The organism is Viridibacillus sp. NPDC093762, from assembly GCF_050279675.1.
Classification (GTDB): Bacteria; Bacillota; Bacilli; order Bacillales_A; family Planococcaceae; genus Viridibacillus.
The window spans coordinates 51,671-69,428 of record NZ_JBNNUK010000018.1; the positions used below are offsets into that span (position 1 = coordinate 51,671).

Annotated in this window: 14 protein-coding genes; all 14 read left to right on the forward strand. The window is 35.1% G+C overall.

Annotation, left to right across the window (positions count from 1 at the left end):
- Positions 1-131 precede the first annotated feature (131 nt).
- The 14 genes from ACQKM9_RS17725 to ACQKM9_RS17790 all read left to right on the forward strand — a co-directional run bounded on the left by ACQKM9_RS17725 (position 132) and on the right by ACQKM9_RS17790 (position 17,632).
- A complete protein-coding gene (locus tag ACQKM9_RS17725; protein WP_427735704.1) occupies positions 132-1,007 on the forward strand; it encodes a radical SAM/SPASM domain-containing protein in 876 nt (291 codons plus the stop codon).
- Positions 1,008-1,428: 421 nt separating this feature from the next.
- Positions 1,429-2,601, forward strand: coding sequence for a PLP-dependent aminotransferase family protein (locus tag ACQKM9_RS17730; RefSeq protein WP_427735705.1), 1,173 nt, complete (start codon positions 1,429-1,431; stop codon positions 2,599-2,601).
- Positions 2,602-2,823: 222 nt separating this feature from the next.
- Positions 2,824-3,018 (forward strand): hypothetical protein, encoded by a 195-nt coding sequence (locus tag ACQKM9_RS17735; protein WP_427735706.1) that lies wholly within the window; start codon positions 2,824-2,826, stop codon positions 3,016-3,018.
- A gap of 208 nt (positions 3,019-3,226) precedes the next feature.
- A complete protein-coding gene (locus tag ACQKM9_RS17740) occupies positions 3,227-4,489 on the forward strand; it encodes an alpha/beta hydrolase (protein ID WP_427735707.1) in 1,263 nt (420 codons plus the stop codon).
- A 620-nt stretch (positions 4,490-5,109) separates the two neighbouring features.
- Positions 5,110-6,321 carry a peptidase gene (locus ACQKM9_RS17745; protein ID WP_427735708.1) on the forward strand — a complete coding sequence of 404 codons (1,212 nt, stop codon included), beginning with the start codon at positions 5,110-5,112 and terminating at the stop codon, positions 6,319-6,321.
- A 598-nt stretch (positions 6,322-6,919) separates the two neighbouring features.
- Positions 6,920-8,665 carry a methyl-accepting chemotaxis protein gene (locus ACQKM9_RS17750; RefSeq protein WP_427735709.1) on the forward strand — a complete coding sequence of 582 codons (1,746 nt, stop codon included), beginning with the start codon at positions 6,920-6,922 and terminating at the stop codon, positions 8,663-8,665.
- 564 nt (positions 8,666-9,229) lie between these two features.
- Complete coding sequence (locus tag ACQKM9_RS17755; RefSeq protein WP_427735710.1) at positions 9,230-9,826, forward strand: VanZ family protein; 597 nt, start codon at positions 9,230-9,232, stop codon at positions 9,824-9,826.
- 56 nt (positions 9,827-9,882) lie between these two features.
- The gene (locus tag ACQKM9_RS17760; RefSeq protein ID WP_427735711.1) at positions 9,883-10,035 is read left to right on the forward strand and encodes a Fur-regulated basic protein FbpA; all 153 of its coding nucleotides are present in this window, start codon (positions 9,883-9,885) and stop codon (positions 10,033-10,035) included.
- Between the two features lie 213 nt (positions 10,036-10,248).
- Positions 10,249-12,069 (forward strand): asparagine synthase (glutamine-hydrolyzing), encoded by a 1,821-nt coding sequence (asnB, locus tag ACQKM9_RS17765; RefSeq protein WP_427735712.1) that lies wholly within the window; start codon positions 10,249-10,251, stop codon positions 12,067-12,069.
- A 94-nt stretch (positions 12,070-12,163) separates the two neighbouring features.
- Positions 12,164-13,096, forward strand: coding sequence for a C39 family peptidase (locus ACQKM9_RS17770; RefSeq protein ID WP_427735713.1), 933 nt, complete (start codon positions 12,164-12,166; stop codon positions 13,094-13,096).
- A gap of 131 nt (positions 13,097-13,227) precedes the next feature.
- Positions 13,228-14,448: an ATP-grasp domain-containing protein gene (locus ACQKM9_RS17775; protein ID WP_427735714.1), complete on the forward strand. Its 1,221-nt coding sequence runs from the start codon at positions 13,228-13,230 to the stop codon at positions 14,446-14,448.
- Between the two features lie 3 nt (positions 14,449-14,451).
- Complete coding sequence (locus ACQKM9_RS17780; protein ID WP_427735715.1) at positions 14,452-15,153, forward strand: aspartate/glutamate racemase family protein; 702 nt, start codon at positions 14,452-14,454, stop codon at positions 15,151-15,153.
- A gap of 101 nt (positions 15,154-15,254) precedes the next feature.
- A complete protein-coding gene (locus ACQKM9_RS17785; protein WP_427735716.1) occupies positions 15,255-16,400 on the forward strand; it encodes a DEAD/DEAH box helicase in 1,146 nt (381 codons plus the stop codon).
- A gap of 2 nt (positions 16,401-16,402) precedes the next feature.
- A complete protein-coding gene (locus tag ACQKM9_RS17790) occupies positions 16,403-17,632 on the forward strand; it encodes an aminopeptidase (RefSeq protein WP_427735717.1) in 1,230 nt (409 codons plus the stop codon).
- The last annotated feature ends 126 nt before the right edge of the window (positions 17,633-17,758 follow it).

A 17,758-nucleotide genomic window follows, 5' to 3' on the forward strand; every position in this document is an offset into this window, starting at 1 on the left:
AAACTCATTAAAGAATAGAAAAGTGTGTATTCTCTCCGTCTTCGTTGTTGAAAAACTGTTCTTTATCATTGATATTGATTAAAATAATTATAGTCCCTTAATATATACAGAACTGGAATGGTGAACAAGTCTTGAAAACATTTAAAAAAGTTTATGTAGAAATTACAAGCGTCTGTAATCTGGCGTGTAGCTTCTGTCCGCCAACGAGTCGTAAGGCGAATATTATTAAGCTAGATGCATTCAATAATATACTTGATCAGATCAGACCGCATACGAAATATATTTACCTACATGTGAAAGGAGAACCTCTTTTACATAATAAAATCGACCAATTACTTGATGCAGCACATGCTAAAGGGTTTAAAGTGAATATCACGACAAATGGAACACTGATTAAAAAGAATCGAGAGAAATTATTAGGAAAGCCTGCGCTACGTCAAATCAACTTCTCATTACATAGCTTTGACGGACATGAGGGGTCAGAGAATCGCGAAAAATACTTAGGAGATATTCTTGAATTTGTGCGTGATGCGGCGGAACATAACATCATCATATCGTACCGATTATGGAATCTACAAAAAGATCAGGTTACCGATTTAGAGAAAAGAAGAAACCGTGAAACATTAGATATATTGGAGCAGGAATATAATTTAGACTTTAAAATTGAAGAAAAAGTACAGCCAGGAAAAGGTGTTAAAATTACCAATCGTGTTTATTTAAATCAAGATCATGAATTTCAATGGCCTAGCTTGCAAGCCCCTGAGGACGAAGGGAAAGGATTTTGCCACGCACTTCGCAGTCAAGCAGCGATTCTTGTTGACGGTACCGTTGTCCCATGTTGCCTAGATGGAGAAGGAGTCATAAATTTAGGTAATATTAATAACACACCATTCTCTGAAATTGTAGAAAGCGAGAGAGCCAATAACCTCTTTGACGGATTTACTAGAAGAGAAGCAGTTGAAGAATTATGCAGGAAGTGTGGCTTTAGACAGAAATTTGGAATGTAAGAGCAATTAGCTTCAAAGGATTTTAAGCTTATAGAATTTCAGCTGCAGGCAATATAAAAAAACATCTCTTGTGAGATGTTTTTTTTTGGGGAATTTGTTTGAGTGAGTTAAAAGAAAGCTCGAGTGAATCAAAAAAGCACATCAGTAGGATAAATGCGTTCGAGTGGATCAAAAGAATGCACGAGTAGATCAAATAAGAGAGCGAGTAAGTTAAAAGCAATCAAAAGTAAGACAATTATAATAATAAAATAGAATTTTTCTACTCCAGTTAATCTATAAGTACAAAGAACCCAATCTAGTTAAACTGTAAATTTACCTTGATTCACGATAAAATATTGACAATTCACAATGTTACGTGATTTGCTATGATAATATAAAAAGATAAACGGAATATAGTAGAAGTAGTTTAGAAGGAGAATTGATGAAGATGCAAATTTTTTCAGATAGAGTATTACAAGCAGATAGTTCTTTTATAAAAGATATTTTAAGTTTGACTGAGGTAGAAGATATTATTTCATTTGCAGGAGGGTTACCAAACCCTATTTCATTCCCAATGAAAGAGTTCCAAGAATCGATTAATCGTGTTTTACAAGATTCTGGCGACAAGGTATTCCAGTATTCAGGGACTCAAGGATATTTACCATTACGACAATGGATTGCAGACCGTTATAAAAAACGATTTGGCATGGATGTTACAGCAGATGATATTTTAATTACAACTGGTTCACAACAAGGACTAGATTTAATGGGAAAAGCTTTAGTTAATAAGGGGGATAAAGTAGCTGTAGAAAGCCCTTGTTATCTTGCTGCTATTCAAACCTTTGCACTTTTTGAACCTGAGTTTTTACCAATAAGCCTTGAAGATGACGGCTTAAATTTAGAAGAACTTGAAGCTACTTTACAAAATAACGATGTGAAATTATTGTATACAGTCCCTAATTTCCAAAATCCCACAGGTTTAACTTACTCAAAAGTGAAACGTGAGGCAATTTTTGAAATCATCAAGAAGACGAATACAGTCTTAATTGAAGACGATCCGTATGGTGAACTTCGTTTTGAAGGAGAATCATTACCTTACATTGCAGGTGGTAAAACGGAAAATAGTGTACTATTTGGCTCTTTTTCTAAAACGTTATCACCAGGTATGCGTATTGGTTATTTATGTACAAAAAATAAAGAGCTAATGGGCCATTTAATCGGAGCGAAACAATCATCTGATTTACATACCAATGTACTTGCGCAATATGCTATATATGATTATTTAACGAATAATGATTATGAAGCGCACATTAGCAAAATTACAGCACTATATAAACAACAGTGTGATGCTATGATAGCGGCGATGGAAAAATATTTACCCGCTCATGTGACGTTCACAAAACCAGAGGGCGGTATGTTTTTATGGGCAGATTTGGGAGAAGGGGTCTCTTCAGTAGAAGTATTTAAACGAGCAACTGAGAAGAAGGTGGCTTTCGTTCCTGGCGATCCATTCTATACGAATATTAAAGGAGCAGGAACTTTGCGCCTTAATTATACGAATTCTGATCCAGAAACAATTGAAGAAGGTATCAAAAGACTGGCTTCTGTTTTATAAAGAAAACAAGAATTTTAATAAGGCAAGTACTATTAGCCAAATAGAAGAAGGTAGAACCTTAGGAGATAGATCTGGTTCTGCCTTCTTTTTTTGGGTCAAATAAAGAAAGTTAGAAAAGTATGGTAAAATTCGTTGACAATTTGTGACGAAATTGTGTACAATGTATTAAGACACATATTCGTCACAATTATAATAAGATGTTTGAAAATTGGGGGATTCACAATGAACTTTTCAGATGTGGTTTTAATCGCTATTGCATGTATGAGTATTCCACTCATAGTTGCTATTTTTACGGACATTTTCTATGCACAGAAGAAACAAAGTCAATTTTCGTTACGACGTATGTCTTTATGGTACATTTTATTTTTTGGCATTTCTTTCATACCATCCATTTTTTTAGTTATACCGAACTCATAATTTATTTCAAAGTCTTCCGATTGGAAGACTTCTTTTTTTTTGTACCTGAATGATGGCCAATTAAACTTTTGAAAATATAAATTCCATAATAATTACATAAATTACTTGAAATTACCAATTGAATTTATGATACTAAAGATAGAACAGATTGAACAAAGGTATAGCTTATGTATTTATTATTTGAACTAGGCAGAAAAGGAGTTTATAAATGAAGAAATATGTAATGTGGCTCTGCGTGCTAATGTTTTTAGTAGCTTGTTCTAAAGGAGAAAGTCCAGAGGTTAAGAAAGGTGTGAATGATGATATGTTAGGACAATGGCAAGGAAATATTGAGCTTCCGCAAGCACCTTTAGAAATTATTTTATCGCTTAAAGAGATAAGTGGCACTTTATCTGTTCCTGCACAAGGGGTAAAGAACTATCCATTTAAAGAAGTTTCATATGACGGCAATAAAGTTTCGATTACAATCGATTTACAAGGTTCGAATATCGAAATAGAAGGTAAGTTACAAGATAATTTGATTACAGGAACATTTAAGCAAAATGGTAATGCACTACCTATTGAATTAACTCCCTACAAAGAGGAGAAGGCAAGTTACGAATCCATTAATATCTCAGTTAACGGAGGGAATCTAAAGGCAGCTTTGCAACATCCTGAAAAGGAAGGTTCATATCCGCTGGCGATTATAATAGCAGGGTCTGGTCCGACTGACAAAGATGGAAATACTATAGGTGCTGGTAAAAATAATAGCTTGAAAATGCTAGCTGAAGACCTAGCTAAACAAGGGATTGCATCCATTCGTTATGATAAAAGAGGAATTGGCGATAATGCGCCATTAACAAAAAAAGAAGAGGATTTATCAATAGAACAATATGTAGAAGACGTTAATCAAGTTATTAAATACGCAATATCAGAAAATAAATTTAAAAGTATTCATATTATTGGTCATAGTGAGGGTTCTTTAATAGGCATGCTAGCAGCACAGAATAGCGACATTGCTTCGTTTACTTCACTAGCAGGTGCAGGACGTCCAGCAGATGATATATTGCTCGAACAGTTAGAAGGCAAATTAACATCGGATCTTACAAAAGAAACTACTGAAATCCTAGCATCATTAAAAGAAGGTAAGTCTGTAGCAACCATATCAACAGCATTACAATCATTATTTAGACCATCTGTTCAGCCGTATCTTATGTCTTGGCTAAAGTATGATCCAGCTAAGAGCATTCAAAAAGTAACAGCACCTGTCTTAATCATTCAAGGAGCACACGATATTCAAGTTCCAGTAAGTGATGCGAAAATATTAAAAGCGAATAAAGAAGAGGCTAAACTAATAATTGTAAACAAGATGAATCATATTCTAAAAGATGCACCAGAGGAGATAAAGGGAAATATGGCTACTTATTCAGATCCAACACTTCCGCTATCTACAGAATTAGTTGAGGCGATTACAGAATTTATACAGAAGTAGATGTACAGCTTTATAGAAATAAAGTATAGAATGGCATTTGTAGAGATTTATACTACAGAATTGTATTATTACGATAGTAAAACATAATATAAAAAGACTGAACGCTGCGAACGTTCAGTCTAGTGACTAGTAACCGCAGATGAAGCGGTTGGTCCGAGGTCAGAAATAACCGTCAAACCTTATGTGGAGGGGACGATTATTTCTTTTTTAATACAAAAAAGAGTACCGACAACAAAACTGAAACGAATGCTATCCATCCAACTGAGAGTTGAATCAATAAGCTTATTATTTCGTAAGTTGTCAATAGTATCACCCCCAATCCCTTGGAAGTGACCAACCGTCCAGCCTGCACAACTAGTTATCTTTATTTTACCAGATAAGGGATTTTCGTTCTAATATTTCCCTTTAATATTCATGTAATGGTATAATTTAGGTATATTGATATGGTGAACCAACATGTTTATTGTGACATATGGTTTCCTTAAAATGGGAATCTGATGACAAGTGAAAAAAGTGGAATTATATGATGTGAATTAATTTATTGCAGACTATGTTGTAAATAAAGGTAGGTTTGAAAACGCGGAGTAAAAATACTATTTCTTAAATTGGAGGAATATAAGATGAAAAAAGTGTTAGTAACAGCATCTATCATATTGATGTCAGCGCTTCCGGTGACATCAAGTGCACAGAGTGTTATAGCAAAGCCAATTCATAATAGTCAAGGGTTCGCTCAGAATAAAGTAAAAACTTCTCCAGGTACAATTGGTCAAATTACAAATTACATAAACGATAAGACTGGCAAATTTATTACCGTAACTGGACATGGGCTTGTTACAACAGATCAAAGTGAAATAATTCTATCTATTACTAAAAATACTAAAATTATCGATTCCAAAGGTAAAAAAGTCTCTTTGAAAAAAATTATCGAAGACAAAAAGACTGTTAAGGCATTTTATGATCCTAAAATTACGAAGAGTCTTCCAGCGCGAGGAAAAGCGCTAAAGCTAGTTGTGCAAGATCAGGACTTTACAGGAATTAATGGCACAATATCTGAAGTGAATGAAAGTGGGATTGTCGTAGAAGGTATAGATATCTACACAATGCATAAGGATAAAATTGTTTTGCATTTCGCTGATAAAGCTCAGATATTAGACCAGAATGGAAAAGCAATAAAAGTAAGTGCAATTAAATCAGGCATGACTGTCAAAGCCTTTTATGGACCAGCTGTTACGATGAGTATTCCGGCTCAATCGACAACGGATTATGTCGTTGTTAACTTGGCGACTGAAAAGGCTGTAGGCACAAACGGTATTATTACAAATGTATCAGATGAAAAGTTCACTGTAATTGGGAATCCGATGAAAAAAGGCGGAGTTGATTATGTTATTCTATCGGTGGATGAGAATACTCAAATCGTCAATCAAGCAGGTAAGTCATTAACGTTAGAATCTTTAAAGTCTGATGTTCGCGTTGAGGCATACTACGGTGAAATGATGACCACGATATATCCAGCTCAAACACATGCAGATAAAATTGTTGTAAAAGAACTGGAACAAAATAAAGTTGAAGGTACAATTGTTTCATCGAATAGTACGACGAAAGATCAGTTGTATATCAATGTCGGCTCTGACCAAACTACAAATAATGATGTAATTCTGAACATCTTGAAGGACACAAAAGTGATATCGTTACTAGGCTTAGGCACGGAATTGCGAGCAGGTATGAAAATTTCGGCATACCATTCCCCAATGATGACGAAATCATTGCCAGGTATTACAAATGCTGAGATTGTGATTGTAACTTTTGATGACAAAATAGTGGCTCCTAAATAATGGAGTATGCAGGTGATGAAAATAAGGAAATGTAATCCATTTATTGAAAATTCATTATTAGAATTGTATAATAAGGGTAGAAAAGCATACCATAATAAGACCGAGCGCTGCGAACGTTCAGTCTAGTGACTAGTCACCGCAGAAAAAGCGGTTGGTTCGAGGTCAGAAATAACCGTCAAACCTTTTGTGGAGGGGACGGTTATTTTTTTGAAAATGTCCTACAAAAATGAAATTAAAGCTACTTTTTCTAACTGAAAGTAGAATCAACAAGTAGATAATTTAAAGCGAAAAAATTATTGAACTTACATAGAAAATCGAGCATCTTTTAGATGCTCGATTTTTTTATGAACAGTGGTCTCATTACTTCGAGAAAAGAATAATTTGTGAACATTTCAAATGAATCATTGATTATTTGGTAGTTTCTGCTATATGTTAATCATGGGTGGTATGGCCCGTTTGTTTTAAATGGAGTAGTATTAATATACTACTTATTTAACTCGTGGGAATAGTGAAAACTTAATTTCAAGTACAAAAGAAGTTTTTATTAGTCGAAATGTCGTTGTGGATTGTGAAAAAATAAAGTACTAAGGGGATATGTATGTTTGGTAAAACGAAAGGACATTATCAATATTTTTCAACTACACCTGGTTCAGATATTACTTCCAATGAACGTTTTCAGGAAAAACTGAACTTTTTAGGGTTATCACAAGTGGGGCGGGGATCTGTCAGGGAGTTAAAGGAGATATATGAAAAAAATCACGAAATGATTTTAGACAAGTTTTACGATCGTTTAATGCAAATTGATGAATTTAAAGAAGTAATCAATCAACATTCATCTGTAGATAAACTGAAAAAGTTAATTCATAAGCATTTTATGAGTATTTTCCAAGATGAGTTAGATTTAAATTATATTTTCCGTAGAAGAAAAATTGCTTATACCCATGCCAGAATAGGTGTACTACCAAACTGGATGATATCAGCATACACGCTTATCAACCAATTTATAATTCCTTTAATCGTGGAAGCTTTTCCTAAAGACCGTAAGAAAATGATGGATGTGTTACTTGCATACGATAGTATTGTTACGATTGACCAACAGCTAATTGTTGAAACTTATATAGAGATTCAAGCAGGATCAATTGTTAATGGATTGGGTGAAATTATTAAGTATAATGTGCAATTAGATCAGATTAAAAACTTAATTCAATTCCAAGAAAAACAAGAGCAAGACGTTTTGTCTGCGAACGCATCTATGGACCAACTAGATGAAAGTATCGATGAAATTGCCGCATCTGTTGGAGAAGTTTCGCAGCATACACAATCTTCATTGGAAGAATTACATAATGGTATAGATGCCTTGCAAAATGTCACGCAATTATTGAAATCTACGGATGAGGGGCATCATCAAGTACAGGATAATGTAACAGAGTTAGTTGAGCGTGTAAAAAGTGTTTCGCAATTAATGGAATTCATAAAGGGGATTGCAGAACAAACAAATCTGTTAGCGTTAAATGCTTCAATTGAAGCGGCACGTGCTGGCGAAGCTGGTAAAGGTTTTGCTGTTGTTGCGGAAGAGGTTCGTAAATTAGCGGATAATACGAAATCGTCAGTTCAATCCATTCATAAAGATATTAAGAAGCTCTTAGAAATCACAAATAATATTGATGCGCTTACGAAGAAGTCGGCAGGGGATTTGCATCGAGGTGTAAATGAGACTGCAAATATCTCAAGTGCTTTAGCCGATCTTAATGTTGCGTTACAACAGCAAGGTATGCATTTTAAAGAAATCGCTAGTACTACGCATCAACAAGCAACAGCTGCAAATGAAATTACGATTCGTAATAAAAACATTGCTGAAAATTCAAGTCGTAGTAAAGATATTTCCTATAAAACAGGTGAAGAAATTTATGAATTAAGTAAAATGATTAATCATTATCGTACAGAGACTATTTCGAAAAACTTTATAATTAGTCAAGAAGATATTATTGAATTAACTATCACAGATCATTTGTTATGGCGTTGGAGAATATACAATTTAATGCTAGGCTTTGAACAAATGAGTGAAAATGATATTTCCTCGCACAAAGATTCTCGTCTTGGAGTATGGTACTACGGGAAAGGCAGGGAATTGTTAGGAACAGAGCCTGCTTATAAAGAGTTAGAAAAGCCACATGCGCTAGTACATGAAGTTGCCAAAAAGGCTGTGCATGCATATAACGCTGGTAATCCGGCTCTTGCTGAAGAGTACCTAGTGGAGCTTGAGGGCATTTCACAAGTCGTCATTGGTAAACTAACAACTTTAAAACAAATAATAGTAAATAGTAAAAAACAATATATTCATTAATAATATGTAAGCTGATTAAATTATTCTCTTTTGAAGAGGCAATTTAATTAGCTTTTTTACTTTCTAACTTACTTAATAAGAAGACTTCTAGGGGGTATTTTTCTTTTAGCAAACTAATCGGACACTACATTAGAGAAAAATAGAGGAGAAAACAGCAAATTATTATGGTATATAATTACTTTGGTCATGGTGAATGGACTTAATTAATGGATATAGTAGAGAGAAATAATCTATAAAAAAATTGAACATTTTATTGATGAAAGTATTCAGTTTTTTATAAGGACGAATCTTACATATCCTTGTCAGCACTGAATTAGTGAAGAGAGAAGAGACTATTAAATTTAACGTTTATTGCTCACAAGAAAAAGAATAATATGCTATAGTTAAGTTAATCGGGATTGTTTAAATATGGTATTTGTATAAGACGATTCCCCTGTCTTAAGGTGAGTAAATTAATATCAAATTATTTTGATATAAGATTGTAATAGAATTTTAATATTTTCTAGCAACCAAATCTTATATAATTTGTCCTGTTAAATAGAAAGTATGAAATGAGTGAAAAGGTTGTCAGATATACTGTATTACCTACTTGAAATGATCCCTGTTATGATTGTGGCGATTCCTTTTGTCGTTTATTTACGATTCAAGTCTCGCAAAAGAAAAGGGAATCCTCCGACTAATAGGTGGCATGAAATAGGATTATTGTTCTTTTCTGTGTATATAATTGGTTTGTTTTATGAAACAATCGTACCTAGAAATGGAATAAGTCTACAGCATTTTCGAATGCGCTTCCAAGAGGATATGGTTTTGGGTGTAAATTTAAAGTTGTTCCAAGTGTTTAAGGATGTGTATAACGCTATTCATTATTTAGATTTATGGCAACCATTTTTCATTAACTTTCTTGGTAATATAGCCATTTTCATGCCAATTGGTTTTTTACTACCACTTCTATGGCGCAAGATGGAGATATTTCCTTTAGTTTTTATTACAGCGTTGAGTTTATCTATCTTTATCGAAACGATGCAACTACCACAAATGCGTAGTACTGATGTAGATGATCTTTGGTTAAATACATTGGGCGCGGTATTAGGTTATCTTGTATACAAAGGGATGAAAAAGGGGATTCCAAGTATCGGGTCAAAATGTAAGCAAATTGTTTAATATACGAACTTTCGGGTATGGGTAATAGAGCAATTTAAGTAAGAAGGGGTTTTAATATGATTAAACAAAAAGAACAATTAGACGAGAGTAAAAAGATGCACATTATAGATGATTTAATGGCTTTAGGTGTTTTTAAAGTTAATGACCAACAGCTTTATCAAGTATCCATAGAGGAGCTTGTGGAAGAATATCAAAAACATTGTCAATAAAAGATTGCTACTAGATGGCAGTCTTTTTCATTTTTGTGAGAAAATAGTATAATAATTGTGGGTATTAGGCGACAAAATGACTTTATCATCATAGACAAACATTGGAGAAATCGAGAAAATAGCGTATAATTACTATGTGATTTTTATAATAAAGCAAACTAGTGCATATTAAAATATAAGACTGAATGTAACAAGATAGGAGAATTTAGATATATGTGTGGATTTACAGGATTTATAGGTGAGGTTTCAAACCCTGACGTAGTGTTAGAGAATATGATGAACCAAATTATTCACCGTGGACCAGACTCTGCAGGTACTTTTACAGATGGTGAAGCTGCACTTGGTTTCCGTCGTTTAAGTATTATTGACTTAGAAAATGGTAGCCAGCCTTTGTATAATGAAGACCAATCTTTAGTATTAATTTTCAATGGTGAAATTTATAACTATCAAGATATCCGTAAAGACTTAGTAGAAAAAGGGCATACATTTACAACTGAAACAGATAGTGAAGTTTTAATTCATGGTTATGAAGAATACGGTACTAAATTAGTAACTAAATTACGTGGTATGTTCGCATTCGTTATTTGGGATCGTAACAAAAAACGAGTATTTGCTGCGCGTGATATGTTCGGTATTAAACCATTTTATTATGCTCATATGAATGGTACTTTAATGTTCGGTTCAGAGATTAAAACCTTCTTGCCACATCCACATTTTGATAAAGTATTAAATGAAAAAGCGTTAAAACCATATTTAACATTCCAATTCCCAGTGTTAAACGAGACGTTCTTTAAAGGTGTTTTCAAATTGCCAGCAGCTCACTATATGACTTACGAAAACGGCAAATTGACAACTACTCGCTACTGGGAACCGAAATTTAATCCTGAAGAGCGTCCACTTGATGAAATCGTAGAAGAAATCGATAGTGTCGTACGTGACTCGATTAAAGCACACAAAATCTCAGATGTTAAAGTTGGTTCATTCCTATCAAGTGGTGTTGACTCCAGCTATGTAGCATCTGTTTTAAAGCCAGATAAAACATTCACGGTAGGCTTTAGCGCTCAAAACTTCTCTGAAATTGACACTGCAAAAGAGCTATCTAAAGAGCTTGGTATTGAAAATGTCAATGAAGTACTTGATCCAGAGGAATGCTTTAACAAAATCGACGAGATTCAATATATTATGGATGAACCACATTCAAACCCATCAATCGTACCACTTTACTTTTTAGCAGAGCTTGCACGCAAACATGTAACAGTTGTGTTATCTGGTGAAGGTGCCGATGAATTATTCGGTGGTTACGAAGAGTATGATGAATCAGCATCTATGAAAAAATATAAAAAAGTACCAGGCTTCATCCGCCGTCCTGTATCTGAAGTTGCGAAAATGCTTCCAGAAGTTAGAGGTAAACACTTCTTGATGAAAGGTGGCTTACCAGTAGAGGAAACGTTTATTGGACAAGCGCATATTTTCGAAGAGCAAGAAGCAGCTAATATTTTAACAGCAAAATATAACGATGCACCATCTGTTAAAGATATCGTGATGCCTGTTTATAAAAAAGCAGCGGGCGAAGACGATTTAACGAAAAAACAAATCTTAGACTTAAATTTATGGTTAGTAGACGATATTTTATTAAAAGCAGATAAAATGAGTATGGCGCACTCAATTGAATTGCGCGTACCGTTCTTAGACAAAGAAGTAATGAAGGTTGCGTCGAAAGTGCCGTCTCGCTACCGTGTTAATGATGTTGATACGAAATATGCATTCCGTGTAGCTTCTAAACGCGCATTGCCTGAAGCTTGGGCTAACCGTAAAAAAATCGGTTTCCCAGTACCAATTCGTTTATGGATACAAGAAGAAAAATACTTCAACAAGATTAAAGAATCATTTGAATCTCCAGAAGCAGCACAATTCTTTGACCAACAAGCAATTGTTAAATTATTAACAGACCATTACGAAGGTAAAGCGAAAAATCAACGTAAAATCTGGACAATTTATATGTTCTTAGTTTGGTACAAAAAATATTTTAGCTAAAACAAGTGATAAGTAGAAGGGATCATCAGCATTGGATAAGAGAGGTAAAATGCCAATGAGGCTGCTCCTCTTTTGCTTTGTACTGCTGGTAGCAGTGAGCGGTTGCAATAACATTTCCACAGCAAAAGAAAAGCAGCAAGATGAGGGCATAAAAGTACTCATTGTTGAATTCGGCAGCCGCACGCCGATACCTAATATGAAAGTGACCGTCCGAGATATGGAGACGAATGAGGATGTAACGATAGCGAATGGAGATATAGAAGGAGAAGCTATTGTTACAGGCTTACAGGAGGGGCATCAATATTTGTTTGTCCCTTCATCAATTTATACAGATGATAGTGAACAAGAAAAAAGTGTCGGTAAACTTGTGACGATTGAAGAAGATATGGGCTATGTAGTATTGGAGACGTATTTTGAGCGTGAGGAGCAGCAATTAGATGTGCCGATCATCATGCAAAACCCTGAACTACCTCATGGATGTGAAATCACGGCTTTAACTGCAGCACTTAATTATTATGGGTTAAATCTTTCAAAAACAGATATGGCTAAAAACTATTTACCAAAACAAGAGATTGTTGAAAAAGGGAATAAACGAATAGGTCCTGATCCAGCAAAAGCATATGCGGGTGATCCATTTAATAAACTTACAGGTACCTATGTCTTCGCGCCAGTGATTGAAAAGGCCGCAAAGAAAATAGCAAAAGACAAGAACGTTTCGTTGAAAGTAGAAAATGTAAGCGGTCAAAGTGCAGAGGAAATTATCTCAATCGTACAAGAGGGAGTACCTGTTGTAGTTTGGGTTACACTTGATCTATCTGAGCCTACTTTTAAAGAAGGCTGGTGGATTAAAGGAACAAATAAAAAACTGGATATGTATCGTAATCTTCATGCTGTTGTTCTAACTGGGCAAATGGATGATAAAGTAATTGTGATGGATCCGTTACACGGCTATGTTTCTCATGATGAAACTAGCTTTTTCAAAAGTTATAAGGAACTCGGATCGCAAGCTGTTGCAATTTGGAAGTAATCATCACAGGGGGATTGACCTCTGTGATTTTTTGATAAGGGTGCATAAGTCATATTTGAACATTCAAAAAGAATTTACGAAATATGTTACACTAATGGCAAAACAATAGAATATAAGTGAGATGATATACAATGGCAGAACAACCATTTTTACCAATATTAATCGGATCCGATATGAATGCATACGGAATGGCTCGTTCATTTTATGAAGCATACGGCATTAAACCAATCGTTATCGGTCGTTCACATTTAACTGCAACACAAAATAGTAGTATTCTACACTTTGAACAAGTACCCAATATAAACAAACAAGAAAATTTTGTAGATGAATTAATGAAAGTTGCAAAGAAATATTCGCATAAAAAATTATTACTACTAGCTTGTGGCGATGATTATGCAAAACTAATTATTAAAAACAAACCAGAGTTAATCAAATATTTCACAGTGCCATATATTGATGAATCATTAATGGATCAAATTTTGTTGAAAGAAAACTTCTACAAAATGTGTGAGAAATATAATTTTAGCTATCCAAAAACTGATACGTGCACGTACGAAACATATGAAAGCTTTGATGTGAAATTTAAGTACCCAATTATTATTAAAGCGTCTAACTCAGTGGAATACTGGGCATGTAGTTTCCCAGGTAAGAAAAAAGTATTCGTTGCACATGATGAAGCGGAGAAAACAGCAATATTAAAAGCTATTTATAGCTCAACATATAAAGACCATCTAATTATCCAAGAATTCATCCCTGGCGATGATTCGTATATGCGAGTATTGAACGCTTATGTTGGACAAGATGGTAAAGTGAAATTGATGTCTCTTGGTAATCCAATACTTGAAGAGCATTCACCAGAAGGAATTGGTAGCTATGCAGCTATCATTAACACATATGATAAAGAAATTATGGACCGAGTACGTTTCTTCCTAGAGGATATCGGTTACACAGGTTTTGCAAACTTCGATATGAAGTACGATTCTCGTGATGGTGAATATAAATTATTCGAAATTAATTTACGTAACGGTCGTAGTAGCTACTACGTAACAGCAAGCGGACATAACTTGATGAAGTATGTAGCAGATGACCGTATGTTAGGCAAAGATTTAGGTTTAACGTATGCGAAAGAAAAGCATTTATGGATGATTATTCCTAAAGGGGTTCTATTCAAATACGCTCAAAATGAGGAACTTAAAGCAGAAGCCAAACGTTTAATCAGAGCGGGAAAAATGACAAATTCGTTATTTTATAAAAAGGATTTTAACATTAAACGTTGGTTTAAATTAACGCTTAACAATTTAAACTACTACCGTAAATACAAAAAATATTTTAATAACAAAGGTTTGTCTTAAGTCATGAATAAAAAAACATTAGGTATTATTGGTGGAGTAGGACCACTTGCAACAATGCTTGTAGGGGAAATGATTGTCCGTAGAACGAAGGCTTTCAAAGATCAGGAACATGTGCATTTCATTATTGATAATGATACGCGTATTCCTGACAGAACAGCTTATATTTTGAAGCCATCTGAACCAAGTCCGGTACCTTTAATGGTTGAGGATACGCATAAGCTAGCAACTGCTGGAGCGGAGCTAATTGCGATTCCTTGTAACACAGCACATACATTTTATGATGAGCTACAAGAAAACTCACCAGTACCAGTACTGCATATGATTCGAGAAACAGCCAATAGAGCAAAGCAACTCGGTGCAAAACGCGTTGGAGTATTAGCAACAAGTGGTACCCTTACCTCTCGCGTGTATCAACACGCATTGGAAGAGGTTGGATTAGAACCAGTTATTCCAAATGAACAGCTGCAAAAGCAAGTCATGTCTATCATTTATGACTATGTGAAAGCTGGAAAAACCGTTACACGTAACGAATGGAATATGGTTGAAGAAGCGATAAAAGCTGAAGGCTGTGATCGTATTATTTTAGGATGTACAGAGCTTTCAATTGTAAACCGTGAACTTGCTCTTGATGATTCTTATATTGATTCGTTACTTGTACTTGCTGATTGTGCTATTGTTAGTTGTGGATATGAATTACTAGATTAGAGCGTAAAAACCTGTCCTTTCATCTCAATTAAAGGGCAGGTTTTTATATAAAAACTATATTTCACATTAAATATATGTGAATGAGAGAAGGTGGAACAGCAATGTCTTTTTTAACATTATTAAATGAAGATTTACAAAAAAAATGGACTTTTGAACATACAATGCCAATCCAAGATGAAATGATTCCTGCATTACTTGAGGGCAAAGACGTAGTAGCAGAATCTCCTACAGGAACAGGTAAAACACTTGCGTATCTTTTACCAATATTACAAGCAGTTGATGGTTCTAAAAAAGCGACACAAGCATTAATTATCGCTCCATCACAAGAGTTATGTATGCAAATTGTTGAAGTTATCCGTACGTGGGTTGCAGGAACGAACATTACAGTTGTTCCATTAATAGGTGGTGCAAATCCACAACGTCAAATTGATAAACTAAAGAAAAAACCAACAATTGTTGTCGGAACACCAGGACGTCTAAATGAATTAGTAAAAGCAAAAAAACTAAAACTTCATGAACTAACGAAAATTGTCCTTGATGAGGGGGATCAACTTCTTAGTCGTGACTATCGAGTATTGGTGAAATCATTTATCGATGGAGCAAGCCATGGTCGCCAAGTAGCCGTTGTTTCTGCAACAATTACGGAGGAAATCGAGCTAGTCGCTGCGCGTATGATGAATGAACCTGTACGCTTCAAAGTTAGCTTAGATGAAATGCCAAACCAAGGTAAAGTAACGCATTCATTTATGAAAATCGAAGAGAGAAATAAAACAGAAATGTTACGTAAGCTTTCAAATGTAGAAGGTTTACGTGGCTTAGCATTTGTCAATAATTTAGATCAATTATTGATGAAAGAAACAAAATTATCATATCGTGCTGCACCAATCGTTGTTTTACATTCAGAAATGAAAAAAGAAGAGCGTAAAAAAGCATTAGATTCGTTCCGTAAAGGAGAAGCACGTATTTTAATCGCAACAGATGTAGCTGCACGTGGATTAGATATTGAAGGTCTAACACATGTAATACATGTAGATGTACCACATACAATGGAGCAATACTTACATCGTTCAGGCCGTACTGGACGTGCAGGAGCAGATGGTGAAGTATTAACATTGCTTGCACACCATGAAGAGCATACGTATCGTAAATGGACTCGTGAGTTGCCAGCAAAACCCGTTGAAAAAACGTGGACAGCTGGAAGATTAATTGAAGGAACAACAAAACCTACTGTGAAAAGGGGCAAATAAGAATGTCATTCCAGGAGAAATTAGCACAATTTGCTGAGCTTGCTGTAAAAGTAGGCGTTAATATTCAAAAAGGTCAAACACTTCTAATTAACACAACTACAGATACAATTGAGTTCACACGCTTAGTTGTAAAAGAAGCATATGCAGCAGGAGCAGGCCGCGTTACAGTCAATTTCTCTGATGGAGAAATTGACCGCGCTTTTTTTGATAATGCTCCTGAGGATGAATTCGCAAAATACCCTCGTTGGATTAGTGAACAGCGTGACGAACTAATTGAACGAAAAGGTGCCTTATTATGGATTGATGCCGCAGATCCAGATTTATTATCGGGTGTCCCTGTGTCTAAGTTATCTGCACAACAAAAAGCGGCAGGTAAAGCATTAGCGAATTACCGTAATGCTGTTATGAATGATAAAGTTGCATGGGCAATCATTGCTGTTCCGTCGATGCAATGGGCAGCGAAAGTATTCCCAAATGTAGAAGCTGATAAGCAAGTGGAAGCCTTATGGGAAGCAATTTTCAAAACAGTGCGTATTGGCGAGGGAAATGCTGTTGAAAACTGGAAAGGGCATTTAGAGAATCTAGACACTCGTGCTGCAATACTGAATGAAAAACGCTTTGCAAAACTTCACTATACAGCACCAGGAACTGATTTAACAATCGAATTGCCTGATAAACATGTTTGGCAAACTGGTGCTAGTAAAACACCAGAGAAAACTTCATTTGTGGCTAATATGCCGACGGAAGAAGTATATACAATGCCATCAAAATATGGAGTAAACGGAACTGTATCAAATACAAAACCACTTGTCTTCCAAGGCAATATCATTGATGACTTCAAATTAACATTTGAAAATGGCAAAATCGTTAAAGCTGAAGCTGGCGTGGGCAATGATCTATTACAAGAATTGATCAAAGCTGATGAAGGTTCAAAATATCTTGGTGAAGTAGCATTAGTGCCACATGAATCACCAATCTCAGCATCAAATATTCTTTACTACAACACATTATTTGATGAAAATGCTTCGAATCATTTAGCTATTGGTGAAGCATATCCAACATGCTACGAAGGTGGTAGTGCACTATCTCCCGAACAACTAGAAGAGCACGGTATTAATACTTCTATTACACATGAGGATTTTATGATTGGTAGTGCAGACATGAATATCGACGGTGTTTTAGCAGATGGTACAGTAGAACCAATCTTCCGAAATGGAAGCTGGGCATTTTAAATAAATGATTAAAAACTGGTACGCCTCCTTGTGAACTGCCCCGTAAAAGTTAGACACCATTCTAACTTTTACGGGGGTTTTTTTATGGCAAAAGTACGAGTTGAACAACGTATTCAAGCGGTTCAA